Origin of the sequence: Bacteroides faecis MAJ27, from assembly GCF_900106755.1 — a bacterium.
GTDB lineage: Bacteria > Bacteroidota > Bacteroidia > Bacteroidales > Bacteroidaceae > Bacteroides > Bacteroides faecis.
Map to the genome: position 1 here is coordinate 227792 of NZ_FNNN01000003.1, position 25710 is coordinate 253501.

Sequence of the window (25710 nt, forward strand, 5' to 3'; positions counted from 1 at the left end):
ATTTCCGGTAAATCCCAATAAAATATTCAATCGGTTATTCCATTTAGGAAAAGTTATATTCAATAAGAATGTCCTCCTTCATCCATCTCCTTCTCCGTAATCTTATGACGGTCGATACTACGCCATGCATAGAATATGTAAGCTATCACGAACGGAACAAGAATAGAGACATAAGCCATGGTCTTCAGCGTAAATTCACTCGAACAGCTGTTAGCCAATGTCAGCGAACTTTGCAAGTCCGTATATGAAGGATAATAAGCAGTGTTATTATATCCGGCTACGAGTAACAAAGCCAAGACTGTCAGCACCGTACCTATCCCTGCAAACCAAATTCCTTTGTCGAAAGTCTTTTTCAGAACCGTCTTACCGATTCCAAAAAGTACCAATACTACACCTGTCAGGAAGATGATCAGAACTACCGGCATTTCTATAAAGTTGATAAAGTATTTATAAGGCTGCATATAAACCTCCAATGTATCCGGATTGACAGCAAAACCGTCAGAAACCAATGTACGGATTACAAATGCCAAAAAGAATACAAGGAAGAAAATAGTATTATTCAATACTGCACGACGGCATTTATCGGTCAGTTCCTTATCCGCTATACTATTAATGAAATAGAGCGAACCCAACACACGTGCCAAAAAGAATACAGCCAGTCCGAGAATAACATTCCAGATATTAGTCAACGCGTCCAGTCCGTGCCATCCATTTCCCCAATGACTGATAACCGGCATAATCGTATCCGTCATATTCGCCTTATTGATATAGAAATCAGAACCGGTGAAGAAAGTAGCGACTGCTCCACCCAGCAACAGAGGTCCCACTACCCCATTAATTACCAAGAAAGTCTGATAGGTCTTTTTACCCAGCAAATTCCCTGCCTTGCTCTGGAACTCGTAACTCACAGCCTGCAACACAAAACTGAAAAGAATAATCATCCAAAGCCAGTAAGCCCCACCGAAACTGGTACTGTAAAACAACGGGAACGAAGCAAAGAAAGCACCTCCAAACGTTACCAGCGTAGTAAACGTAAATTCCCACTTACGCCCGGTAGAGTTCACCATCATCTTACGATGTTCCTCCGTCTTACCCAAACAGAACAACAAAGAATTTCCTCCCTGCACAAATAATAAAAACACAAGTATGGCCCCCAGCAAGGAAACGACCAGCCACCAATATTGTTGTAGAAATATATACATAATATGTAAGTATTAAGTTTTAAGTATTAAGTATTAGCTCAAGTAATAAGCAATATATAGTATCAAGTAATAAGTAATAGATAATAAGTAACAACGTCAACCACGATGACAAATCAGCCAGCAGCTACGATTAATACTTAATACTTATTACTTAATACCTGTTACCTATTACTTACCTCTTCTTCCGGTCCTTTCTTAATTGCCTTCACCATAATCCCGATTTCCGCAATCAACATCACGGTAAACAAGATCAGGAAGATAAAGAAAGTAGCCTGAACGGAGCCTACATCCAATTTAGAGATAGCCGCCGTCGTAGGAAGCATATCACGGATAGCCCAAGGCTGGCGACCGCATTCGGCAACCACCCAACCTGCCTGTCCGGCGATGTAAGCCAAAGGAATAGTCAGCAAAGCAATCCAATGCATCCAGCGCATCTTACTCAAGTCTTTCTTATATACAAAGAAAAGCACAACGATAAAGAATAAGATAAAATATCCGCCCAAGATCACCATTACACGGAAAGCGTAAAAGTTCAGAGGAACATTCGGAACCAACTGATTAACATCTTTAATATATCCGTATCCGAAGTATGGCATATTTTCCTGCAACACTTTATAGGCAACCGCAGCATCTTCTTCGTGTCCTGCACTCTTTGCCGCACGATAAGCTGCCAATGCACCGATAGCGGTCTTACCCCGCTCTATTTTTTCGGCTGCCGACAGGGCAGTCGTGCCGTCTTTCAGCTGATAGCCACCTTCGATAATATTCGTAATTCCCGGAACGTAACCATCCACATCCCGTTCGGCAAGGAACGAAAGCATGCTGGGTATCTCAATCCGGAACAGGAAAGGGTCTTTACCATCATTGTAAGTCTCTTTTTCGGGATTCAGCATTCCGATTCCCACCAGACCTACCTTGGTGCCTCCTTCATAAAGTCCTTCTACAGCCGCCAGTTTCATCGGTTGTGTCTGTGCAATCTGATAGCCGGAACCATCGCCCGTCCATACTGCCAGCAACGAAGCGACCAGTCCGAAAATAGCACCGATCTTTATACTGGCAAGTGCAAACTCACGGTTACGTTTCTTCAACAGGAACCAACAGCTGATACCTACAACAAACACACCGCCAAGCACCCATCCGGACAACACCGTATGGAAAAACTTATTGACCGCTACAGGTGAAGTTGCCACCGCCCAGAAATCTACCATTTCATTACGCACCGTATCAGGATTGAACTCCATGCCTACCGGATGTTGCATCCATGCATTCGCAACGAGAATCCACCAAGCGGAAATGGTAGCTCCCAAGCCTGTCAGCCAAGTAGAAGCAAGGTGAAAGCGTTTGCTTACCTTATCCCATCCGAAGAACATGACCGCAATAAACGTAGCTTCCATAAAGAACGCCAGAATACCTTCGATAGCAAGCGGCGCACCGAAAATATCCCCCACAAACCAAGAATAATTACTCCAGTTCGTACCAAACTCAAACTCCAGAATCAGCCCCGTTGCCACACCGATGGCGAAGTTAATACCGAAAAGTTTCATCCAAAACTTGGCAGTCCGCTTCCAGAATTCATTGCCTGTTTTATAATACAGCGTCTCCATTATTCCCATCACCACAGCCAGTCCGAGGGTGAGCGGAACGAAAATCCAGTGGTACATGGCTGTCATCGCAAATTGGGCTCTCGACCAATCGATCAGCGAGGTGTCAATACTTTCAATCATAATCTTATGTAGTTTAAGAGTTAAAAATCAGTAGTTTTCTCCGGAAGGGCACGCTGTATCAGCTCATTTCCCACATACGTTCCCTTGTCGGCATCCGTGGGATGGTCACCGAGAAAGTCGGGAAAGAAGAAAATTTTGAGGATGAAGAACATAATGAATAATTTCACTAAGATAATAAGCCACAAGGTACGACCTAATGTCATACTACGGAAACCTTCCAGATAAAAGTTCCAGATCGTAAGTAGTGTATTCTTCATAAGCGGACTCTATAATTTGTAATGAGTACAAATATACATTTTTTATAATTAAAACAAACAAGTAAGGCAAAATGTTGCGCGATTTGTATGTTTTTTCTCAGAAAACCTGCCTATCGACAGAAAAAAAACATTTAACGGCGAAAAAGCGCCATCTGTCTATCACTTTTGCAGCTAATATAAGATGTACGTACCTTCGTTCCAGTAAATCAATAGAAATATATGAATATGATAAATGTAAGAAGATTGACAGTGATAGCATTTCTTGGAGCGGGTTTGCTGCCCGGTATATCCGCCCAAGAATCTTCTGTGCAGGACAATGTCCGGAGTGAGGTGAATCTCCCCGCTCAATGGGATTTACAGTCGTGCATCGACTATGCGTTGCAACAGAACATTACGATTCGTAAAAACCGGGTCAATGCGGAAAGTACACAGATTGACGTGAAGACGGCAAAAGCTGCCTTGTTCCCCAGTCTGTCATTCTCCACAAGCCAGAATATGGTGAACCGTCCGTATCAGGAATCGAGCAAAACAGTCAGCGGCAGTGAAGTGATTGAGACAACCAGCAAGACCAGTTACAATGGCAATTACGGTCTGAATGCTTCGTGGACCATTTACAATGGCAGCAAGCGACTGAACACCATCAAGCAGGAAAGGCTGAACAATCAGGTCGCAAATCTGGATGTAGAAACATCAGAGAATAGTATTCAGGAATCTATTGCCCAGATTTATATACAGATTCTTTATGCAGCGGAATCTGTCAAGGTCAACGAAAACACGCTGCAAGTTTCCATTGCGCAGCGTGATCGCGGACAGGAACTTCTGAATGCCGGAAGCATTGCTAAAAGTGATTTTGCACAGTTGGAAGCTCAGGTCAGCACCGACCGTTATCAATTAGTAACAGCGCAAGCCACTCTTCAGGACTACAAATTACAACTAAAACAATTGCTCGAACTCGATGGGGAGAATGAAATGAACATCTATCTCCCCGTCCTGTCCGACGAGAATGTACTGTTGCCGTTGCCTGCTAAAAAAGATGTATATATGAGTGCGCTCACTCTTCGTCCCGAGATTGAAGCGAGCAAGATTAATGTGGAAGCATCGGAACTGGGTATCGACATCGCCAAAGCGGGCTACCTTCCCACCATCAGCCTTAGCGCCGGAATCGGGACCAACCATACCAGCGGCAGCGACTTCACCTTCGGAGAACAGGTAAAGAACGGATGGAACAACTCCATCGGTGTCTCCGTCAGCGTTCCTATATTTAACAACCGGCAGACTAAGAGCGCCGTACAGAAAGCTAAATTACAGCGTGAGACGAGCCTGCTGTCGCTACTTGACGAACAGAAAACGCTGTATAAAACGATCGAAGGACTTTGGCTGGATGCAAACAGCGCACAACAGCGTTATGCGGCAGCGAATGAGAAACTGAAAAGTACGCAGATCAGCTACGACCTGATCAGCGAACAGTTCGACTTGGGTATGAAGAACACAGTAGAGCTGTTAACGGAAAAGAACAACCTGCTGCAAGCACAGCAGGAGCAGCTCCAGGCTAAATATATGGCGATACTGAATACCCAGTTGCTCAAATTCTATCAGGGGGACAAACTGGCACTATAAGCCTTCTTCCTTATAAAAAGCAGAATATAAATAAGTAAAAACAAAATATAGAATGAAAACGAAAAAGATTATCCTGATCGCTGTGGCAGTTGCCGTAGTAGCAGGCGGAGGAATCTGGTTCTTTACAGGTTCTCCGGCAAAGCACAAGGTGACTTATGCCAGCGCTACTGTCAGTAAAGGCGATATCTCCAATTCGGTGACTGCAACCGGAACAATCGAACCGGTGACAGAAGTAGAAGTCGGTACGCAGGTATCCGGTATCATTGACCAGATTTATGTAGATTATAATTCGGTAGTAACCAAAGGACAGCTGATTGCTGAAATGGACCGTATCACTCTACAGAGTGAACTGGCTTCTCAACAGGCAACTTACGATGGTGCCAAAGCCGAATACGAGTATCAGAAAAAGAACTACGAACGCAGCAAAGGATTGCACGATAAATCGTTGATCAGTGATACTGACTACGAACAGGCTCTCTATAATTATCAGAAAGCCATGAGTGCTTTCGACAGCAGCAAAGCGTCTTTGGCTAAAGCAGAACGGAACCTGTCTTATGCTACTATTACTTCACCGATTGACGGGGTAGTCATCAGCCGTGATGTAGAAGCCGGACAGACGGTAGCTTCCGGATTCGAAACTCCTACCCTCTTTACCATTGCAGCCGACCTGACTCAAATGCAAGTAGTGGCAGACGTGGATGAAGCGGATATAGGCGGTATCGAAGAAGGCCAACGCGCCAGCTTTACTGTCGATGCTTATCCGAACGATGTGTTCAGCGGAGTCGTGACACAGATTCGTCTGGGAGACGCAAGCAGTAGCAGCAGTACAAGTTCAAGCACCAGCACGGTAGTCACTTACGAAGTGGTGATCTCTGCTCCGAATCCGGACTTGAAACTGAAACCGCGTCTGACAGCTAACGTCACAATCTATATTCTCGATAAAAAAGATGTATTGTCTGTTCCCAGCAGAGCATTACGTTTCACTCCCGAAGAACCGTTGATCGGCAAAAACGACATTGTGAAAGACTGCGAAGGTGAGCATAAGGTATGGACACGCGAAGGAACCACCTTCACGGCTCATCCGGTAGAAATCGGAATCAGCAACGGTGTTTCTACAGAAATCATCAGCGGCGTTGCCGAAGGAACCAAAGTTGTAACGGAAGCTACCATAGGTGCCATGCCGGGCGAAAATGCAGAGGCTGAGCCAAATCAGGGAAGCGGAGAAAGAAGTCCGTTCATGCCGGGCCCTCCGGGAAACAATAAAAAGAAAAGCAACAAGTAGCCAAGTATGAAAAAAGTAATTGAACTTCAAAATATCAAACGAGACTTTCAGGTGGGAGAAGAAACCGTCCATGCGTTACGGGGCGTTTCATTCACCATCAACGAAGGCGAGTATGTGACCATTATGGGTACTTCCGGCTCGGGAAAGTCCACGCTGCTCAACACATTGGGCTGCCTGGACACTCCTACCAGCGGAGAATATCTGCTCGATGGCATCTCTGTACGTACGATGAGCAAGCCTCAACGTGCCGTACTGAGAAACCGGAAAATCGGCTTCGTCTTCCAGAGCTACAACCTGCTCCCAAAAACGACGGCTGTAGAAAACGTTGAGTTGCCGCTGATGTATAATTCATCAGTGAGCGCTGCCGAACGTCGCCGGCGTGCCATCGAAGCGTTGCAGGCTGTGGGGCTGGGCGACCGGCTGGAACATAAATCCAACCAGATGTCCGGCGGACAGATGCAGCGTGTAGCCATCGCCCGTGCACTGGTCAACAATCCTGCGGTAATCCTTGCCGACGAAGCAACCGGAAACCTTGACACACGTACATCTTTCGAGATACTTGTCCTGTTCCAGAAACTTCATGCAGAAGGACGTACCATTATATTCGTAACGCACAATCCTGAAATCGCGCAATATAGCAGCCGGAATATCCGCCTGCGCGACGGACATGTCATTGAAGATACTGTCAATTCACATATTCTGTCCGCAGCCGAAGCACTGGCCGCATTGCCCAAGAGCGACGAGGATTGAAAATAAAAGTATTAAGTAATAAGCAACAATAGTTTATGAATGGAACCAACTTATTTAAGATAGCTCTCCGGGCATTGGCAAACAACAAGCTACGCGCTTTCCTCACCATGCTTGGTATCATTATCGGTGTCGCTTCCGTCATCACGATGCTCGCTATCGGTCAGGGATCGAAACGAAGCATCCAGCAACAGATATCGGAGATGGGATCGAACATGATCATGATCCATCCGGGAGCCGACAGACGGGGTGGTGTCCGGCAAGACCCTTCGGCCATGCAGACGTTGAAGCTGACCGATTATGAAGCCTTGCGTGATGAGACCAATTTCCTGTCTGCCATCAGCCCCAACGTTTCTTCATCGGGACAGCTCATTGCGGGTAACAACAACTACCCATCATCTGTCAGCGGTGTCGGACTGGAGTATCTGGAAATCCGCCAGCTGAGCGTAGAAACCGGAGACATGTTTACAGAAGCCGACATACAGAGTTCGGCTAAGGTCTGCGTGATCGGTAAGACGATTGTGGACAACCTCTTTCCGGATGGAGGCGACCCGATAGGGAAAATTATCCGTTTCAATAAAATACCGTTTCGGGTAGTAGGCGTACTCAAAGCAAAAGGGTACAACTCTATGGGACAGGATCAGGACAATATCGTACTGGCTCCTTATACCACCGTTATGAAACGCTTACTTGCCGTCACCTATCTTCAGGGTGTCTTTGCTTCTGCCCTCACCGAAGACATGACGGAGTATGCTACGGATGAAATCACGGAAATCCTGCGGCGCAACCATAAACTGAAAGCCTCGGACGAAGACGATTTCACCATCCGTACGCAACAGGAGTTGAGCACGATGCTAAACTCTACCACTGATCTGATGACAACCCTGCTCGCCTGCATTGCCGGAATTTCTCTGGTGGTAGGTGGTATCGGTATCATGAATATCATGTACGTATCCGTCACCGAACGTACCCGCGAAATCGGTCTGCGTATGTCCGTCGGCGCACGTGGCGTTGATATTCTGAGTCAGTTCCTCATCGAGGCGATCCTGATCAGCATCACGGGAGGCCTTATCGGAGTCGTCATCGGCTGCGGTGCCAGCTGGATAGTCAAGAGTGTGGCACACTGGCCTATCTTCATCCAGCCTTGGAGTGTCTTCCTTTCTTTTGCCGTCTGTACTGTCACCGGAGTCTTCTTCGGATGGTATCCTGCAAAGAAAGCTGCAGATTTAGACCCGATAGAGGCTATCAGATACGAATAAAAAACTATCTTTGTCTTTATGAAACAAACCCTTACATCCGCACGTCGTCCCCTGGAAGCACTGATACATGTGATCGGCTGGGGGATTATGTTCGGTTTTCCGTTCTTCTTCGTAGAGCGCGAAAACGGAAACATCAACTGGATGGCATACGTACGTCATTCTGCCGTACCGCTGTCCTTTATGATCGTGTTCTACGTCAATTATTTCCTGCTGGTTCCCCGGTATCTTTTCCAGAGCCAGAACAAGAGGTATATTACCTACAATATTCTCCTGTTGTGTGCCATCGGTCTGATGCTGCATCTTTGGCGGAGTCTGACATTCGACCCTTCCTTTGTTCCCAAGCACCGGTCGGGAGTTCCTCCGGGATGGCTGTTCTTTGTCAGAGATATGCTGAGCCTCGTTTTCACCATCGGACTGAGTGCCGCAATACGTATGAGTGCCCGATGGACGCAAGCGGAAGCAGCCCGCAAGGAGGCAGAACGGAGTCGTTCGGAAGCAGAGCTGAAGAATCTGCGGAACCAACTGAATCCGCATTTTCTGCTCAACACATTGAACAATATCTATGCATTGATTGCTTTCGATACGGACAAAGCACAACAGGCTGTGCAGGAACTAAGTAAGCTGCTCCGTTATGTACTGTATGATAATCAGCAGACTTATGTCCCTCTGGGCAAGGAGACTGACTTTATCCGCAACTATATCGAGCTGATGCGCATCCGTCTGTCCGCCAATGTACAGATGACAACGCAGATCGACATCCAGCCGGACAGTCAGACGCTTATCGCACCGCTGATCTTTATCTCCTTGATCGAAAATGCTTTCAAACACGGTATATCGCCTACAGAACGGAGTTTCATCCATATCCATCTTGCAGAAAATGACACGGAAGTGATCTGCGAAATAAGTAACAGCAATCACCCCAAAAACATAACGGACAAGAGCGGTTCGGGTATAGGACTGGAACAGGTGAGCCGACGACTGGAGATTCTTTATCCCGGCCAATATACTTGGCAGAAAGGAATTTCGGAAGACGGCAAGGAGTACAAATCGAGATTGAGTATCCGTGTGAGAGACAGGTATTAAATATTAAGTATTGGATGCTGAATAAGAAACATCAGATTTAAGCAATAAAATAGAGAGAATTATGATATTACGTTGTGCCATTGTAGATGATGAGCCCTTGGCTCTTGGCCTATTAGAAAGTTATGTAAACAAGACACCGTTTCTGCAGCTTACAGGAAAGTATTCCAGTGCGGTGCAGGCAATGAAGGAGTTACCGGGCGAAGAGGTCGATCTTCTTTTCCTTGACATTCAGATGCCGGAACTTAACGGACTGGAGTTCTCGAAGATGGTAGATCCCCGCACGCGTATCGTATTTACGACCGCATTCGGTCAGTATGCAATCGACGGGTATCGCGTCAATGCACTCGATTATCTGCTGAAACCTATCTCGTATGTCGATTTCCTGCAAGCGGCAAATAAAGCCCTGCAATGGTTTGAACTGGTGCAGAAACCGGAAGAGATAGACAGTATCTTTGTAAAAAGTGACTACAAGCTGGTGCAAGTAGAACTGAAAAAGATCATGTATATCGAAGGATTGAAAGACTACATCAAAATCTATACAGAAGAGGATGCCAAACCTATCTTGTCACTTATGAGCATGAAGGCTATGGAAGAGCTTTTGCCTTCAAGCCGATTCATCCGTGTACATCGCTCATTCATTGTTCAGAAGGACAAAATACGGGTGATCGACCGTGGCCGTATTGTCTTTGACAAAACGTATATCCCCATTAGTGATAGCTACAAACAGGTTTTCCAGGCTTTTTTGGACGAAAGAAGTTGATGAATGCCAAATTTATCGGCAAAAAAGTGAATTTTGTCGATTATAGTTTGTCAGAAATCGGTTTTATATGTAACTTTGCAACGAACAGAAAGGGATTGTGAAATTCCAAGAATAGAATAGTTTAGTTAAGTCTAGTTTAGTTTTTGTGTTGAGTGCTTCCTCGTCGGCGGACGAACAAGGAAGCACTTTTTTATTTCTATATTTATAGAACATAGTGGACTATAGCACTAAATCAAAGAAAAATTATATAAAAATTGATTACATATAAAGTACTTTTATATTCTATTATCTCTTAATATACTCCTTTCTGCGATCAAAGACCTGCCTCTGTTTGTTTATAGATAATATACATCAGTAATAAATAAACAAACAATCAAATTAAAAAGGATCAATCCGAACCCCCGGTTGTTTTCAGTTTGCTTCTTTCTGTACGGAAATGAACTAAATTATAAATTGAGGATTAGGCACGGATTACACGGATTAACACGGTTGTTTTACGTAATCATAGCACTAAAACCGTGTTAATCCGTGTAATCCGTGCCTAAATATATTCTTTTCCGTACAGTATGCAGTTCAAACAGGGTTTTCAGACTGATCCATTACAAACATTAATTGCAAATAATATGTGTTTCCACAACTCAATGTCAGCCAAAGCCATCAAAGTTGCCGCCCGTTACGGACGCAAATCGGATGTAGTCGGGATTTACCAGAGTATTCTTGACGAACAGTATCATGTGAATGCGTTCACCTTCCCCAAATATCCCATCATTACTTCTTCGGATGAAGTACAGGTTTTCAACTGGGGACTAATCCCCTTTTGGGTAAGAACCGAAGAGGATGCGACAGAAATAAGAAAGATGACACTTAATGCCCGTGCAGACACCATCTTCGAGAAACCGTCTTTCCGAGAGCCGATCATGAAAAAACGGTGCATAGTGCCCAGTACCGGCTACTTTGAATGGAGGCATGAAGGAGCCAATAAGATACCTTATTATATATATCTGAAAGATGAACCCATCTTCTCTATGGCTGGTATCTACGACCGCTGGCTGGACAAGGATACGGGAGAAGAACACGAAACTTTCTCCATTATCACCACTGATACCAATTCGCTCACCGGTTATATCGATAACACCAAGCACCGGATGCCTGCCATCCTCGCCAAAGAGGATGAAGAGAAATGGCTTGATGCTCCATTGAGTAAAGCGGAAATAGCTTCTTTCCTAAAGCCTTTCGATACAGAAAAGATGGATGCGTACGTTATCAGAAATGATTTCTTAAAGAAGTCCTCCAATGACCCGACAATCATACAAAGAATGTAAAAAAGATAAATTGGTCTTGTAAAAGTGAGAGGAGTGAGAGAGGATTCGTAACTTTTATATTTTTTTTCATTCCTACTCTTTACTCTATATCTCTCAAAAAAAAAATACGAATGTTGTAATTCCTCTCTCACTCCTCTCACTTTTTACCCCTTATTTCATTAAGATCGGGATAAAACAGGAAGAAAAACAATATTCTGTCTTTAAAAAACGTAGTGGGAAATTCGGAAAGTATCATTATCTTTTCCGAATTCCCCACTATGTTTTTATCTGTTTCGCCCGCACCGCCTTTTAAGTCGGTTCGCAGGCCCTTTTTACTCTCCCAATTCACCCAGCAAATCATACGATGGCGCAAAGAAAAGCGTCCCCGTTATCGCTGTACTGAAATCGAGCAAACGGTCGGTATTGCCTGCCGGACTACCGATAAACATATTCTCCAGCATCCGGCGAGTAGTGCTGAACGTACTTGCATACCCTATAAAATAGGTACTATACTCCCCTTTCGAGGTATTGGCAAACGGCATATTGGCACGTACAATCTTCAAATCATCACCAATATTAGTCACAGCATTATGTGCATTCACCGGCTTCTCTTCATCCGACAGCTCCACATCGTTGAACTTATGGCGACCGATCACCTTTTCCTGTTGTTCTACCGGAAGCGCATTCCACGCCACCATATCATGAATATACTTCTGCACAAACACATAACTGCCTCCTGCAAAGTCCGCATCCTCCTCGCCAATCACCGCAAAATGATACGGGTTCTCATCGACAGCCGGATTCTCCGTTCCATCCACAAAGCCGATAATCGCCTTACCATCCATATAGCGGAATCCGTGAGTCTCATCAATAGGCACCACGGCTCCTTTGAGCTTTTCGTCAAGAATGGAAGCAAACTCAAAACACAGCCCCATCTGTTTCGCCCGGATATGGAACAACAGATCGCCGGGAGTAGAAACAGCGGTATACTTCTCCCCCTTTATTTCGGAGAAAGTACTCAGCTCTTTCGGTTTGCCCTTGTCGGGGAAAAGCCGTGTCCACGCATCAGCTCCGAATCCCATCGTGCAACTGAATTGCAAGTCGGGAAAACGATTGCGCATACTACGGATCATCGCCGGGAAATTGGCACATACATCTTTTACCTTATCAGCAGCATCGGGGGAATCAGTCAAGCCATACACTATAAATATAACATTCTCTCCCTGTTTTCCGGCTACATCCTGTGGGATATGGCCGCCGAACGAATTTTGAAATGGATTCATACTCTTACTCTTCTATAATTTGATGAAAGAAAAAGAGACCGCATAGGTTACATAGACAAGAAGCCCCCGGTTTCGACTCCGTGAGCTTCTCTCTTCGCTAATGTTACTCTCTCTCCTTATATATTATTACTTTGTCTTTATATTGTCTCTCTTCTGTTGTTTTTTCTCTTTTCAGCCGTTCCGGACATACATCGCGGCTCCGGCATCCATAAACAATTCCACATTCTCCGCATGGTGGGCTATATAAGCTGCCGGCCCCGTATCTCCCGAGTGACAGATTTCTTCCACCACTTCCGCCTTGGCTTTTCCGGTAATCAGAAAAATAACCAGACGGGCAGTAAGAATCGGAAATCCGGTCATTGCAATACGTTTCTGTCCGTTGCGGGGATGAATGCTGGTCACATAAATCTGGTCAGAAGAAAGCAAAGCCTCTTGTCCGGGGAAGATAGAGGAAGTATGCCCGTCTTCTCCGGCTCCCAACAACACAATGTCAAATTCGGGCCAGCCATTCTTTTTAGGTACCTGCCGGTCGACAAGTTCGGAATAGCGGGCAGCCTCTTTTACCGGCTTCTCTTCTCCGCGAATGCGGAATACATTTTCGTAAGGAATGGGCACTATCCCCAAAAGCAGGGAACGCATCATTCCATAATTACTATCGGAATCTTCGGGAGGAACACAGCGTTCATCCACCCAATATAGTTTCATACGCCCCCAAGGAGTGATATCAGCGTATTCATTTGCCCATAAATCAAACATCAGCGCGGGAGTACTGCCGCCACTCACCGCTATGTTGAACGTTTTATCCGGTTCAGCATTCATGATATCCACCAGGTGAAATATCAATGAACGGGCCGTTTCCATAGACGACGGGAAAACAGATAGTTTCATAGTTCGCAATATTGATCTGTATTTGTTAAATTCTTACACGGGTTGGTCCAGTCTGCCCCATGCTCGTGCATCATAGCTTCACTTTCGAGAGGCCCCCACGTACCTGCCGGATAACCGTACAAAGGCGCGTCCGGATTCTCTTTCCAATAACGTAAGACCGGATCAAAGAAATTCCAGGAAGCCTCTACAGCGTCACTTCGAGTAAACAAGGTCGGATCGCCCTGAATGCAGTCGTCAATCAGACGGGCATAAGCGTCGCCGCTCGGCACACCGCCCAACTGTGCGTAACTGAAATCCATCGTCACCTGACGGACTTCGAAACCTGCACCCGGAACCTTCATTCCGATCTTCAGCACAATACCTTCGTTGGGTTGCAAACGAAGGATCAACTTATTGGCCCTCGGACAGTTGCCACCGGAACAGCGGAACATCTGATGGGGCGTCTCGCGGAAGTGAACGACAATCTCCGTCACCTTCGTCGGCATCTGCTTACCGGTGCGGATGTAGAACGGTACTCCACTCCAACGCCAGTTGCTGATACCTAGCTTCATCGCAATATAAGTCTCCGTGCGCGAATCGGGAGCTACGCCCTTTTCTTCACGATAACCTTTCTTATTGCCCGAAGCCGTATATTGTCCGCGAACGATATGTTCATTCAAGTCCGTCTCCGTAAGCGGAGTCAATGACTCATAAACCTTCACTACCTCATTCCGGAAATTATCTGCGTTGAACACTGCCGGCGGTTCCATAGCTGTAAGAGCCACCAGCTGAATAAGATGATTCTGCACCATATCCCGCAAGGCTCCCGCCGTCTCGTAAAAACCTCCGCGCTGCTCAATGCCCAGATTCTCTACAGCAGTAATCTCCACATAATCTATATAATTGCGATTCCATAAAGGCTCAAATATACCATTGGCAAAACGGAAAGCAAGCACATTCTGTGCCGTCTCCTTCCCCAGAAAATGATCGATACGATAAATCTGATGCTCGGCAAACACAGAAGAATAAATCTTATTCAACTCACGCGCCGACTCAAGATCGTATCCAAACGGCTTCTCCACAATAATACGGGAATGCGGAGTATTCAACCCGGCAGCCTTCAAATGCAAAGGTACCACCCCATACAATGAAGGCGGAGTAGCCAGATAGAACAACAAATTATCGGGATCAACCTCCTTCGTAAGTTCCACCAACCGCTCCCGCAATTGAGAATACCCCTCCACCTTCGCCGGGTCCATCGGCAAATAATGCAGATGAGAAACAAAAGAAGACATCATCTCCAAATCCTGCTCTTCAGCCTTTACAAACTGCTGCAGCTCTCCCGATATATATGAACGGTAATCTTCATCAGAATAGACAGTCCGCCCAATTCCCAGAACAGTAAAGCTCCCTGTCAGCCGTTTATCCCGATACAGAGAGTACAATGCGGGCATTAGCTTGCGTTTCGTCAAGTCGCCCGAAGCACCAAAAATAATCATTGCAAATTTATCCATCGTCGTATTTTTAACTTTTTACCTTTATCTATCCATCACCTCAACCGACCAGCCTAACACACAATCACCCACTACTAACATCCGAACGGTCTCCCGGCCTCACCGAAGGAGCGTCAAGCGGAGGAGTAGCTCCGCAGGTGCAGCCTTGATTTTTTCTTTTGGTACCTTTCTTTTGCATCAAGGCAAAAGAAAAGTACACTATACATTATAAGTCCCCGACTTCGTATCCCCTCCATGTCCCGTCCAATTCTCATGAAAGAACTGTCCGCGCAACTCATCCTTCCGTTCAAACGTATGCGCACCGAAGTAATCGCGCTGCGCCTGCACCAGATTGGCAGGAAGATCTTCAGAAGTCAGCGAATAGAAATAATTCAGAGCAGAAGAGAATGCCGGAACAGGCAATTCCTCCTTCATAGCCTCCGCTACCAGATTCTTCCATCCGGGAAGCAGAGTCTTGATCTCCTCACGGAAGTATGGAGTCAGCAACAAATGCTTCGGCTTATCCGCCGCTTCAAAAGCAGCAGCGATATCGTTCAGGAAAATACTGCGGATGATACATCCTCCACGCCACATACGGGCAATGGAAGCCAAATCCAGATTCCACCCGAAAGCATCAGAAGCACGCTGCAACACAGCAAAGCCCTGCGCGTATGAAACAAGTTTGGAAGCATAAAGTGCAGAAAAGATCTCCTCCACCAAATCCGCCTTATTATATATAGGCAATGTATGTTTACACATGAACTGATTGGAAGCAAGATGACGCAAATCTTTCTGTGCCGAGAGACTGCGTTCGAACACCGCCGTAGCAATCAGCCCCAGCGGCATACCCAGTTCCATCGCGTTGATAACAGACCACTTGCCTGTCCCTTTCTGTCCGGCAGCATCGAGAATCTTATCGATAAGATATCCGCCGGATTTATCCTTATGACGCAAAATATTAGAAGTAATCTCAATCAGATAACTGCGGAGCTTTCCTTCATTCCAGCGGGCAAACACGTCCGCCATCTCCTCATTCGTCAAATCGATCAGATTCTTCATCACCCAGTAAGCCTCAGCGATCAGCTGCATATCACCGTATTCGATACCGTTGTGAATCATCTTCACAAAATGTCCCGATCCGGCTGGTCCTACCCATTGGCAACAAGGAGTTCCGTCCGGCGCTTTCGCTGCGATGCTCTGCAAAACAGGCTTCACTTCCGACCATGCTTTCTCCGATCCTCCGGGCATGATGGAAGCACCGTTCAGAGCACCTTCCTCTCCGCCCGACACCCCGCTTCCTACAAACAGGAAGCCTTTCGATTCTGCTAATTTTACACGGCGATTGGTATCTTCGTAATTTGAATTACCACCGTCGATCAAAATATCTCCGGGAGAAAGCAAAGGGAAAAGCTGATCCATCAGTTCGTCTACCGGACTGCCGGCACGTACCATCATCATAATTTTGCGAGGGGTGGCTATTGATTCCACAAAAGCCTTTATATCTGTAAAACCTTCAATGTTTTTACCTTTAGCCCGACCATTCATAAAGCGGTCTACTACTCCTTCTTCCACTCCGGGGACGGTACGATTGTAAACAGAGACGTGCCACCCCTTGCTTTCCATATTCAAGGCAAGGTTCTCGCCCATCACTGCCAGACCGATCAACCCGATATCTGTTTTATTCTGATTTGCCATATCTTATATATTTTAAAATATTGTTTATGTAAGAAACACTTGAAAAGCACATTTGTTCGCTAATTTTAGATTAAAATACTATTTTTGTAGTCAAACAAATAAATATCAGAATGAAGAAGATTAAGATCGGCCTGCTGCCACGCATTATTATTGCTATCATCTTGGGTATTGCCATCGGTACAATTTTTCCGGCCCCATTGGTGCGAATATTCGTTACGTTCAACGGAATTTTCAGCGAATTTCTTAACTTCTCCATCCCGCTTATCATCCTCGGACTGGTCACCATAGCCATTGCCGACATCGGGAAAGGTGCGGGAAAGATGTTGCTAGTCACCGCCCTTATCGCCTACGGCGCAACGCTCTTCTCGGGCTTCCTGTCCTACTTCACAGGCATGGCCGTCTTCCCCTCGCTCATCGAAGTGGGCGCACCGCTCGAAGAGGTCAGCGAAGCGCATGGTATCCTCCCCTACTTCTCCGTATCCATCCCTCCGCTGATGAATGTCATGACCGCATTGATTCTGGCTTTCACACTGGGATTGGGGCTGGCTGCACTGAACAGCGATTCGCTGAAAAATGTAGCGCGGGATTTTCAGGAAATCATCGTGCGTATGATCAGCGCCGTCATCCTGCCCTTGCTGCCGCTTTACATCTTCGGCATTTTTCTGAACATGACTCATTCCGGACAAGTATATGCCATCCTGATGGTATTCATCAAGATTATCGGAGTCATCTTTCTGTTACATATTTTCCTGCTCGTCTTTCAGTATTCCATTGCAGCGATCTTTGTCCATAAAAATCCGTTCCGGCTATTGGGTAAGATGATGCCGGCATACTTCACCGCATTAGGCACACAATCATCTGCCGCCACCATTCCGGTGACGCTGGAACAGACGAAGAAGAATGGAGTATCCGCCGATATTGCGGGGTTCGTGATTCCGCTCTGCGCCACTATCCATCTGTCGGGCAGCACACTGAAAATCGTAGCCTGCGCACTGGCACTGATGATGATGCAGGGAATGCCGTTCGACTTCCCGCTGTTTGCCGGATTCATCTTTATGCTGGGCATCACGATGGTAGCCGCACCGGGCGTTCCGGGAGGAGCCATCATGGCAGCACTCGGTATCCTGCAATCGATGCTGGGCTTCGACGAATCGGCACAGGCACTGATGATTGCGCTATACATCGCAATGGACAGCTTCGGAACCGCCTGCAACGTGACGGGCGACGGAGCCATCGCGCTCATCATAGACAAAGTGATGGGAAAAGGAGCGGGAAAATAAAACGGACTTGGTTTGCATATACAGCATAAAATAACGAAATTTGTCCCCATATTTTCAAATAAAAGAATTAATAGCATATGAAAACAGCCCTTATATCAGGCATCACCGGACAGGATGGTTCTTATCTTGCCGAATTTCTCTTGCAAAAAGGTTACGAAGTACACGGTATTCTCCGTCGTTCTTCTTCATTCAATACGGGACGTATCGAACATTTGTACTTTGACGAATGGGTGCGCGACATGAAACAAAAACGTACCATCAACCTTCACTACGGCGACATGACGGACTCCAGTTCACTGATCCGCATCATACAGCAGGTACAACCGGATGAGATCTACAATCTGGCCGCACAGAGTCACGTAAAGGTTTCATTCGACGTGCCCGAATATACAGCCGAAGCGGACGCCATCGGTACGCTGCGCATGCTCGAAGCCGTACGCATCTTGGGACTGGAAAAGAAAACGCGCATCTATCAGGCTTCCACCTCCGAACTTTTCGGCAAGGTGCAGGAAGTTCCGCAGAAGGAAACCACTCCGTTCTATCCCCGTTCTCCTTACGGAGTAGCCAAGCAATATGGTTTCTGGATCACGAAAAACTATCGCGAAAGCTACGGTATGTTTGCCGTTAACGGTATCTTGTTCAATCACGAAAGTGAACGCCGTGGCGAAACGTTCGTTACCCGCAAGATATCCCTCGCTGCCGCACGCATCGCGCAAGGAGAGCAGGACAAGTTATATCTGGGTAATCTGGATGCCCGTCGCGACTGGGGGTATGCGAAAGATTATGTGGAATGTATGTGGCTGATTCTCCAGCATGACGTGCCGGAAGATTTCGTAATAGCCACCGGAGAAATGCACACCGTACGCGAATTTGCCACACTGGCATTCAAGGAAGCGGGCATCGAACTGCGCTGGGAAGGCGAAGGTGTGGATGAAAAGGGTATCGACGTGGCTACCGGGAAAGTATTGGTAGAGGTTGATCCCAAGTATTTCCGTCCGGCAGAAGTGGAACAACTGTTAGGAGACCCGACCAAAGCCAGAACACTGCTGGGATGGAATCCGTGCAAAACCTCGTTCGAAGAACTGGTAAGCATCATGGTTCGCCATGACATGGAAAAAGTAAGAAGAATGATTGCTACCAAGCACTAATACAACCCGAATCAGACACGGATTACTCCGATTATGCGCATCTTACATCTAAAATGAAGATCGTTTTAATCAGCGTAATCCGTGTTCATATATATCATTACTCAATCATGGAAAAGAATGCTAAAATATATGTAGCAGGACATCACGGACTGGTGGGGTCTGCTATCTGGAAGAATTTGCAGGACAAAGGATATACCAACCTGATCGGACGCACGCATAAAGAGCTGGATTTGCTGGATGGTGTGGCTGTCCGCCGTTTTTTCGACGAAGAACAACCGGAGTATGTATTTCTGGCCGCTGCTTTTGTGGGCGGTATCATGGCCAACAGCATTTACCGTGCCGACTTTATTTATAAGAACCTGCAAATACAGCAGAACGTTATCGGTGAAAGTTTCCGCCATAACGTCAAGAAGTTACTGTTTCTCGGCAGCACCTGCATCTATCCGCGCGATGCCGGACAACCGATGAAAGAGGAAGTCCTGCTGACTTCACCACTGGAATATACGAATGAGCCATACGCCATCGCCAAAATTGCCGGTCTGAAAATGTGCGAAAGTTTCAACCTGCAATACGGCACGAATTATATCGCTGTCATGCCGACCAATCTGTACGGTCCGAATGATAACTTCGACTTGGAACGCAGCCATGTTCTGCCTGCCATGATCCGCAAGATTCACCTTGCGCATTGTCTGAAGGAAGGAGATTGGGAAGCTGTCCGCAAGGATATGAACCGACGTCCCGTAGAAGGCATCAACGGCGACAGCCCGAAAGAGGACATACTGAATATCCTTCGCAAGTACGGCATCAGTGACACGGAAGTAACATTGTGGGGCACCGGCACTCCCCTGCGCGAATTTTTGTGGAGCGAAGAAATGGCCGACGCCAGTGTATTCGTAATGGAACATGTGGACTTCAAGGATACCTATAAGGAAGGTGACAAGGATATCCGCAACTGCCATATCAACATCGGAACCGGAAAGGAAATCACCATCCGCCAACTTGCCGAACGAATCGTAGAAACGGTAGGTTATCAAGGCAAGCTAACCTTCGACAGCAGCAAACCGGACGGCACCCTGCGCAAACTGACCGATCCTTCCAAACTCCACTCCCTGGGATGGCACCACCAAATTGAAATTGAGGAAGGGGTACGGAAAATGTACGAATGGTACTTGAAATAGATCTACTATCAGACTCACATCATGCATTGGTAATGTCCGTAACATGCATTGTGAATCATCATATCATGCATTGTGAACGACACTAACAAGCATTGATAACTCCCCTGCCTTCCAGTGAGTACAACTGTGCCATACGCCGGAAACAATCGTGCCACACGCCGGAAACGCTTGTGCCACCGGCTTGGCACGGTTATGCCATCGGTGCGGCACACTTGTGCCAAAGGCGTGGCACACCCCTTTTGCGCTTATCCCCGTTCCTCTTCTCCTTAACTTCCTCATCTTTGTTCCTTATTACTCCAAGACTCCCCATTTCCAAAAATTCTTCATTCTTAATTCTTCATTCTTAATTTAATTACTATATTTGCACAATTTAATACCAAATGTGCAAAAAACAATGGAACAGAGTTTTATAGCTTACATTGAGAATAGTATCAAGAACAATTGGGACCTGGACGCCCTGACAGATTACAAGGGGGCCACCCTTCAGTATAAAGACGTTGCTCGAAAAATCGAAAAACTCCATATCATCTTCGAAGAAAGCGGAATCCGCAAGGGAGACAAAATCGCCGTGTGCGGACGAAACAGTTCCCATTGGGGAGTCACCTTCCTCGCCACACTAACGTATGGAGCAGTCATCGTCCCCATCCTTCACGAGTTCAAAGCGGACAATGTGCACAACATCGTCAACCATTCCGAGGCCAAATTACTATTTGTCGGAGACATGGTCTGGGAAAACCTGAACGAATCGGCAATGCCTCTGCTGGAAGGTATCCTGATGATGAACGACTTCACCTTATTGGTATCGCGCAGCGAACGGCTGACACATGCCCGCGAACATCTGAACGAAATGTTCGGCAAGAAATATCCGAAGAACTTCCGCAAGGAACACATCGAATACCATAAAGACGAGCCCGAAGAGCTGGCAGTAATCAACTACACCTCCGGCACAACGAGCTACTCGAAAGGAGTCATGCTCCCCTACCGCAGCCTCTGGTCGAACACCAAGTTCGCTTACGAAGTACTCGAACTGAAAGCCGGAGACAAGATCGTCTCTATGCTGCCTATGGCACACATGTACGGACTGGCTTTCGAATTCCTCTACGAATTCTCCGTCGGTGGCCACATTTATTTCCTTACCCGCATGCCGAGTCCGAAGATTATCTTCCAGGCATTCGAAGAAGTGAAGCCGAATCTCATCGTGGCCGTTCCGCTCATCATTGAAAAAATCATCAAGAAGAGTGTGCTCCCGAAACTGGAGACACCGACCATGAAAATCTTACTGAAAGTCCCCATCATCAACGACAAGATAAAGGCAACCATACGCGAAGAAATGATCAAAGCGTTTGGCGGTAACTTTGCGGAGATTATCGTTGGTGGAGCAGCTTTCAACCAAGAGGTAGAGCAATTCCTGAAAATGATAGACTTCCCCTACACCGTGGGCTACGGTATGACAGAATGTGGGCCGATCATCTGCTACGAAGACTGGAAAAGATTCAAACCGGGTTCGTGCGGAAAGGCTGCGCCACGCATGGATGTACGGGTACTGTCTTCCGATCCCGAGAATATCGTCGGCGAAATCGTCTGCAAAGGCCCTAACGTAATGCTCGGATACTACAAGAACGAAGAAGCGACAGAAGCCGTGATCGACAAAGACGGCTGGCTGCACACAGGCGACCTTGCTTTGATGGACGCCGAAGGCAATATCACCATCAAGGGACGCAGCAAAAACCTGCTGCTGAGTGCCAGCGGACAGAATATCTATCCGGAAGAAATCGAAGACAAGCTGAACAACTTGCCTTATGTATCGGAAAGCATCATCGTACAGCAGAACGAGAAACTCGTCGGACTGGTTTATCCGGACTTTGACGAAGCGTTTGCACACGGTCTGAAGAATGAGGATATCGAACGGGTAATGGAAGAAAACCGTGTGACACTGAATGCCATGTTACCGGCATACAGCCAGATCCTCAAAATGAAGATTTATCCCGAAGAGTTTGAAAAGACTCCGAAGAAGAGTATCAAACGCTATCTGTATCAGGAAGCGAAAGGATAAAAAAAGTGCGGAAATAAGGGAATGTACTCTGTGAACCTAAACTGAAAAAAAGAGTTATAATAAAGATGAAGATAATAAAGACAATATTCACGGCAGCTGTTCTGATGGCTGCCGTTTGTTTGCCGGCACAGAACAAGAGTGCGGGCATCAACCTCTCTTTCTGGAAAGATATCTGTACACAGCCGTATGACAGCACTCAGACGACTTATGTAAACATCGGTCTGCTATCTACACTGAACCGTCTCAACGGTGTCGGCATCAATGCTTTGGGAAGTGTCATTCATGGAGATATGAATGGAGTGCAGATCACGGGATTGGCCAATCTTGCCGGTGGTACGATGCGCGGTGTTCAGATAGCGGGTGTCAGCAATATCAGCGGAGATAATGCGGTCGGACTCTCTGCCGCCGGACTGGTGAATATCACGGGGGACGGTTCAAAGGGGGTCATTATTTCGGGACTTACCGGCATCGGTGGCGACAATAATTCGGGAGTAATGATAAGCGGTCTGATGAATGTAACGGGAAATATGGCTTCGGGATTCCAGTTCTCCGGAGTGTCGAATATCACAGGGCAGAGCTTCAACGGTATGATGACTTCCGGGCTCCTGAATGTGGTAGGCGAAAACATGAACGGCTTGCAGATTGCCGGCATCGCCAATATCACCGCTAAAAGTCTGAATGGTGTGCAGGTCGGTTTATGCAATTATGCAACGAAGGCTCATGGCCTTCAGATCGGTCTGGTCAATTATTACAGGGAAGACATGAAGGGATTCCAGCTCGGTCTTGTGAATGCAAACCCTGATACAAGGGTACAGATGATGGTATATGGCGGAAATAATACAGCTGCCAATATAGGAGTACGGTTCAAGAACCAACTGTTTTATACGATTCTGGGAGTAGGATCGTTTGATCAGAATCTGAATGATAAGTTTTCCATCAGTACGTCTTATCGTGCCGGACTGGCGGTACCCGTTTACAAAGGGTTGTCTATCAGTGGTGACCTCGGATATCAGCATATAGAGACGTGTTCCAATAAAGATGAAGTGATTCCCAGACGGCTTTATGCATTACAGGCACGAGCTAATCTGGAATATCAGTTCAGCAAGAAGTTCAGTATCTTTGCGACTGGCGGTTATGGACTGACACGGTATTACAATAAATCCGGTAATTTTGATAAAGGAGCAATCATAGAAGCAGGTATTGTCCTCTTCTAAGGCTGATTAATAAGTAATAAGTATTAACCGTAGCTGTTATTTAGAGACATATTTATCTGTCATTCAGACGACTGTAAGGAGGAAGAGTCTCTTCTTTATGACTACAGAAGAGGAAATCCTTCGACAAGTTCAAAACGACAGATACTTATGCTCGTCATTATCGAATTGTTTCACTTTGCTAAAGTGATGAGGATTCTGAATGACAGACAGATACGTCTCTAAATGGCAGCTACGGTTAATACCTAATACTTATTACTTAATACTTATTTACACTTTCTCTTTAATCAAGCCGATGCGATAGGCAACAAGCAACTTCTTCAAATCCTGAATCTGCGTCACAAGTTCCTTTCCCTTGTCCGTATCCTTCACCATCATCCGTTGCGAATTGAATTCCAGCACAAAGTTAGTAGATTTGATATCCAATCCTTCCTCAATAGCTTTCTGCCTTGACTGGAACGGCTCGTGCTGCACCAACTGCATACCGTGGGAATGATAAACAAGAGTATATCCCGCAATCCCTGTTTCGGGCTGATAGGCTTTAGAGAAACCTCCGTCAATAACGAACAGTTTGCCATTTGCTTTCATCGGCTGTTCCCCCTGAATAGTCTTTACAGGCACATGACCGTTGATGATATGCGAATGAGGTCCCAATGCTCCAAATTCATCCAATATCTTATCACAGATATCTTCACGATTGCGAAGAGAGTAATAATATCCTTTTTTCTCCTTCTGCATCTCTTTGTCTTCCAGAAAATAGCGTTCAAAAGTCGCCATCTTGTCCTTATCAAACAACGGAGCTTCCGGACCGCACCACATATACCAGATGTAGTCCATAGCAAATTCTTTATCATCCTCTCCTTCTTCATCAAAGTATGCGGTACGAATCAGTTGATCGGCTTTATCGAGCAACTTACGTCCCCAATATTCCTTGCCCCGTATCTTGACATGCTTGAAACTGCCATCTTCATTCAAAGGCACGGAAGCGTGATAGAGAAGATTGGAATTGGAAACCAGATACATTCCACCATACGTAAACAGACAGCGCATGTGCTTCTTCAGCTTCTCACTATTCATAAACGAATAGTGAATCTTGTCCACAAGTTCCCGTTCTTCTTCAGTCAGACGATAAGGATCGGCAGGATCTACAGTCGGGAAATTTGTGTCACGCAACGCATATTCTTTGCCTTCGTACACAAAAACTCCGCGTTCAAAGTCTATCTTTTCCAACAACTTCCGGTTGCTCATTCCAAACTCCGGACGGCGGTCTATAATTTCGGCTTCCAGCTTGAACTGGATGATAGTGATCGCCTTATGCATCTGTGTTATCAGGCGCAAAGTCTTCTCATTGTAATTGCCGTCGGCGAAATTCATCTTCGGCATAAAAATAGTACACGGATCATCTGCATAAGTATCCATGGCGAAAGTTGCCAAAGGCAGCAGATTGATTCCATAACCGTCTTCAAGAGTACCCAGATTGCCATAACGCATGGACATACGTATCACATTGGCTATGCAACTATCATTGCCGGAAGCGGCTCCCATCCACAGAATATCATGGTTGCCCCATTGAATGTCGAAGTTATGATAATTGCACAAAGTATCCATGATGATGTGTGCTCCGGGACCACGGTCGTATATATCGCCTACGATATGAAGAGAATCAATCGTCAGCCGCTGAATCAGATTACACATGGCTATGATAAAGTCATCCGCCCGCCTGGTAGAGATAATGGTGCTGATAATGACATTGATATAAGCATGCTTGTTGGGCTCGACAGTCGACTCATGCAGCAACTCCTGAATGATATAGGAAAACTCTGAGGGCAGGGATTTGCGGACTTTGGAGCGGGTATATTTGGAAGATACGTTCTGACAAACCTTTACCAACTGATTCAGAGTAATCAGATACCAGTCATCCAAGTCCTTCTCACGGGCCTTTACCAACTGAATTTTCTCTTCCGGATAATAGATCAGCGTACAGAGTTCTTTCTTCTCCGCCTCACGCAGGGTATTGCCGAAAATCTCGTTCACTTTGCGTTTTACCGCACCCGAAGCATTCTTCAACACATGCTGAAAGGCTTCGTATTCACCGTGTATGTCTGTCAAGAAATGCTCCGTTCCTTTAGGCAGATTCAGGATAGCCTCCAGATTAATAATTTCCGTACTTGCATCGGCAATAGTAGGAAAACTCCGGGAAAGCAACTGCAAGTAGCGGAGATCGCCAACTATGCTTTCGGGAGTTATATTACTTTGAGCAGTCATTATAT

20 protein-coding genes are annotated in these 25710 nt (G+C 46.2%); 12 read left to right on the top strand and 8 right to left on the bottom strand.

Annotated features, from left to right (window positions below; all coding sequences use genetic code 11):
* Positions 1–59: 59 nt before the first annotated feature.
* The 3 genes from BLW31_RS04265 to BLW31_RS04275 form a co-directional block, all read right to left on the bottom strand.
* Positions 60–1202, bottom strand: a complete 1143-nt coding sequence (locus BLW31_RS04265) for a cytochrome d ubiquinol oxidase subunit II (RefSeq protein WP_010537786.1) — start codon at positions 1200–1202, stop codon at positions 60–62.
* Between the two features lie 161 nt (positions 1203–1363).
* Entirely contained in the window at positions 1364–2926 is a 1563-nt protein-coding gene (locus BLW31_RS04270; protein WP_010537785.1) for a cytochrome ubiquinol oxidase subunit I, read from the bottom strand.
* A 20-nt stretch (positions 2927–2946) separates the two neighbouring features.
* A complete protein-coding gene (locus BLW31_RS04275; RefSeq protein WP_010537784.1) occupies positions 2947–3183 on the bottom strand; it encodes a DUF4492 domain-containing protein in 237 nt (78 codons plus the stop codon).
* A 219-nt stretch (positions 3184–3402) separates the two neighbouring features.
* On the opposite strand from BLW31_RS04275, the gene BLW31_RS04285 reads away from it, so the two are divergent.
* From BLW31_RS04285 to BLW31_RS04315, 7 genes are all read left to right on the top strand, one after another.
* Positions 3403–4800, top strand: coding sequence for a TolC family protein (locus tag BLW31_RS04285; protein WP_010537783.1), 1398 nt, complete (start codon positions 3403–3405; stop codon positions 4798–4800).
* 52 nt (positions 4801–4852) lie between these two features.
* Complete coding sequence (locus tag BLW31_RS04290) at positions 4853–6082, top strand: efflux RND transporter periplasmic adaptor subunit (RefSeq protein ID WP_010537782.1); 1230 nt, start codon at positions 4853–4855, stop codon at positions 6080–6082.
* A 6-nt stretch (positions 6083–6088) separates the two neighbouring features.
* Positions 6089–6832, top strand: coding sequence for an ABC transporter ATP-binding protein (locus tag BLW31_RS04295; protein ID WP_010537781.1), 744 nt, complete (start codon positions 6089–6091; stop codon positions 6830–6832).
* A 35-nt stretch (positions 6833–6867) separates the two neighbouring features.
* Complete coding sequence (locus BLW31_RS04300) at positions 6868–8088, top strand: ABC transporter permease (protein WP_010537780.1); 1221 nt, start codon at positions 6868–6870, stop codon at positions 8086–8088.
* An 18-nt stretch (positions 8089–8106) separates the two neighbouring features.
* Complete coding sequence (locus BLW31_RS04305) at positions 8107–9171, top strand: sensor histidine kinase (protein WP_010537779.1); 1065 nt, start codon at positions 8107–8109, stop codon at positions 9169–9171.
* Between the two features lie 61 nt (positions 9172–9232).
* The gene (locus BLW31_RS04310) at positions 9233–9931 is read left to right on the top strand and encodes a LytR/AlgR family response regulator transcription factor (protein ID WP_010537778.1); all 699 of its coding nucleotides are present in this window, start codon (positions 9233–9235) and stop codon (positions 9929–9931) included.
* 623 nt (positions 9932–10554) lie between these two features.
* Positions 10555–11253 (top strand): SOS response-associated peptidase, encoded by a 699-nt coding sequence (locus BLW31_RS04315; protein WP_029425521.1) that lies wholly within the window; start codon positions 10555–10557, stop codon positions 11251–11253.
* A 311-nt stretch (positions 11254–11564) separates the two neighbouring features.
* Here the strand turns inward: BLW31_RS04315 and BLW31_RS04325 are convergent, their stop codons facing one another.
* From BLW31_RS04325 to gnd, 4 genes are all read right to left on the bottom strand, one after another.
* Positions 11565–12515, bottom strand: a complete 951-nt coding sequence (locus tag BLW31_RS04325) for a Dyp-type peroxidase (RefSeq protein ID WP_010537775.1) — start codon at positions 12513–12515, stop codon at positions 11565–11567.
* A 171-nt stretch (positions 12516–12686) separates the two neighbouring features.
* On the bottom strand, positions 12687–13403 hold the full coding sequence (pgl, locus tag BLW31_RS04330; protein WP_022301948.1) for a 6-phosphogluconolactonase: 717 nt from the start codon (positions 13401–13403) through the stop codon (positions 12687–12689).
* The gene (gene zwf, locus BLW31_RS04335; protein WP_010537773.1) at positions 13400–14896 is read right to left on the bottom strand and encodes a glucose-6-phosphate dehydrogenase; all 1497 of its coding nucleotides are present in this window, start codon (positions 14894–14896) and stop codon (positions 13400–13402) included. Before zwf ends, pgl begins: the two co-directional genes overlap by 4 nt.
* Before the next feature lie 198 nt (positions 14897–15094).
* Entirely contained in the window at positions 15095–16570 is a 1476-nt protein-coding gene (gene gnd / locus BLW31_RS04340) for a decarboxylating NADP(+)-dependent phosphogluconate dehydrogenase (protein WP_010537772.1), read from the bottom strand.
* Positions 16571–16680: 110 nt separating this feature from the next.
* Here gnd and BLW31_RS04345 point away from each other — a divergent pair, with 110 nt between their 5' ends.
* From BLW31_RS04345 to BLW31_RS04365, 5 genes are all read left to right on the top strand, one after another.
* Positions 16681–17850, top strand: coding sequence for a dicarboxylate/amino acid:cation symporter (locus tag BLW31_RS04345; RefSeq protein ID WP_010537771.1), 1170 nt, complete (start codon positions 16681–16683; stop codon positions 17848–17850).
* Positions 17851–17927: 77 nt separating this feature from the next.
* Positions 17928–18998 (top strand): GDP-mannose 4,6-dehydratase, encoded by a 1071-nt coding sequence (gmd, locus tag BLW31_RS04350; protein ID WP_010537770.1) that lies wholly within the window; start codon positions 17928–17930, stop codon positions 18996–18998.
* 107 nt (positions 18999–19105) lie between these two features.
* Positions 19106–20176 carry a GDP-L-fucose synthase family protein gene (locus BLW31_RS04355; protein ID WP_010537769.1) on the top strand — a complete coding sequence of 357 codons (1071 nt, stop codon included), beginning with the start codon at positions 19106–19108 and terminating at the stop codon, positions 20174–20176.
* 394 nt (positions 20177–20570) lie between these two features.
* The gene (locus BLW31_RS04360; protein ID WP_010537768.1) at positions 20571–22229 is read left to right on the top strand and encodes an AMP-binding protein; all 1659 of its coding nucleotides are present in this window, start codon (positions 20571–20573) and stop codon (positions 22227–22229) included.
* A 65-nt stretch (positions 22230–22294) separates the two neighbouring features.
* Complete coding sequence (locus tag BLW31_RS04365) at positions 22295–23443, top strand: LA_2272 family surface repeat-containing protein (RefSeq protein ID WP_010537767.1); 1149 nt, start codon at positions 22295–22297, stop codon at positions 23441–23443.
* A gap of 267 nt (positions 23444–23710) precedes the next feature.
* Here BLW31_RS04365 and BLW31_RS04370 read toward each other — a convergent pair whose 3' ends face one another.
* Positions 23711–25705 carry a fructose-bisphosphatase class III gene (locus tag BLW31_RS04370; protein ID WP_010537766.1) on the bottom strand — a complete coding sequence of 665 codons (1995 nt, stop codon included), beginning with the start codon at positions 25703–25705 and terminating at the stop codon, positions 23711–23713.
* Positions 25706–25710: the final 5 nt, after the last annotated feature.

Excerpts from the sequence above, each read along its gene's own strand:
- zwf (WP_010537773.1), bottom strand. The coding sequence starts at position 14,896 with ATGGATAAATTTGCAATGATTATTTTTGGTGCTTCGGGCGACTTGACG.
- BLW31_RS04285 (WP_010537783.1), top strand. The coding sequence starts at position 3,403 with ATGAATATGATAAATGTAAGAAGATTGACAGTGATAGCATTTCTTGGA.
- BLW31_RS04325 (WP_010537775.1), bottom strand. The coding sequence starts at position 12,515 with ATGAATCCATTTCAAAATTCGTTCGGCGGCCATATCCCACAGGATGTA.
- BLW31_RS04310 (WP_010537778.1), top strand. The coding sequence starts at position 9,233 with ATGATATTACGTTGTGCCATTGTAGATGATGAGCCCTTGGCTCTTGGC.
- BLW31_RS04295 (WP_010537781.1), top strand. The coding sequence starts at position 6,089 with ATGAAAAAAGTAATTGAACTTCAAAATATCAAACGAGACTTTCAGGTG.
- BLW31_RS04315 (WP_029425521.1), top strand. The coding sequence starts at position 10,555 with ATGTGTTTCCACAACTCAATGTCAGCCAAAGCCATCAAAGTTGCCGCC.
- BLW31_RS04275 (WP_010537784.1), bottom strand. The coding sequence starts at position 3,183 with ATGAAGAATACACTACTTACGATCTGGAACTTTTATCTGGAAGGTTTC.
- BLW31_RS04265 (WP_010537786.1), bottom strand. The coding sequence starts at position 1,202 with ATGTATATATTTCTACAACAATATTGGTGGCTGGTCGTTTCCTTGCTG.
- BLW31_RS04270 (WP_010537785.1), bottom strand. The coding sequence starts at position 2,926 with ATGATTGAAAGTATTGACACCTCGCTGATCGATTGGTCGAGAGCCCAA.
- BLW31_RS04305 (WP_010537779.1), top strand. The coding sequence starts at position 8,107 with ATGAAACAAACCCTTACATCCGCACGTCGTCCCCTGGAAGCACTGATA.
- gmd (WP_010537770.1), top strand. The coding sequence starts at position 17,928 with ATGAAAACAGCCCTTATATCAGGCATCACCGGACAGGATGGTTCTTAT.
- BLW31_RS04290 (WP_010537782.1), top strand. The coding sequence starts at position 4,853 with ATGAAAACGAAAAAGATTATCCTGATCGCTGTGGCAGTTGCCGTAGTA.
- gnd (WP_010537772.1), bottom strand. The coding sequence starts at position 16,570 with ATGGCAAATCAGAATAAAACAGATATCGGGTTGATCGGTCTGGCAGTG.
- BLW31_RS04360 (WP_010537768.1), top strand. The coding sequence starts at position 20,571 with ATGGAACAGAGTTTTATAGCTTACATTGAGAATAGTATCAAGAACAAT.
- pgl (WP_022301948.1), bottom strand. The coding sequence starts at position 13,403 with ATGAAACTATCTGTTTTCCCGTCGTCTATGGAAACGGCCCGTTCATTG.
- BLW31_RS04300 (WP_010537780.1), top strand. The coding sequence starts at position 6,868 with ATGAATGGAACCAACTTATTTAAGATAGCTCTCCGGGCATTGGCAAAC.
- BLW31_RS04355 (WP_010537769.1), top strand. The coding sequence starts at position 19,106 with ATGGAAAAGAATGCTAAAATATATGTAGCAGGACATCACGGACTGGTG.
- BLW31_RS04365 (WP_010537767.1), top strand. The coding sequence starts at position 22,295 with ATGAAGATAATAAAGACAATATTCACGGCAGCTGTTCTGATGGCTGCC.
- BLW31_RS04370 (WP_010537766.1), bottom strand. The coding sequence starts at position 25,705 with ATGACTGCTCAAAGTAATATAACTCCCGAAAGCATAGTTGGCGATCTC.
- BLW31_RS04345 (WP_010537771.1), top strand. The coding sequence starts at position 16,681 with ATGAAGAAGATTAAGATCGGCCTGCTGCCACGCATTATTATTGCTATC.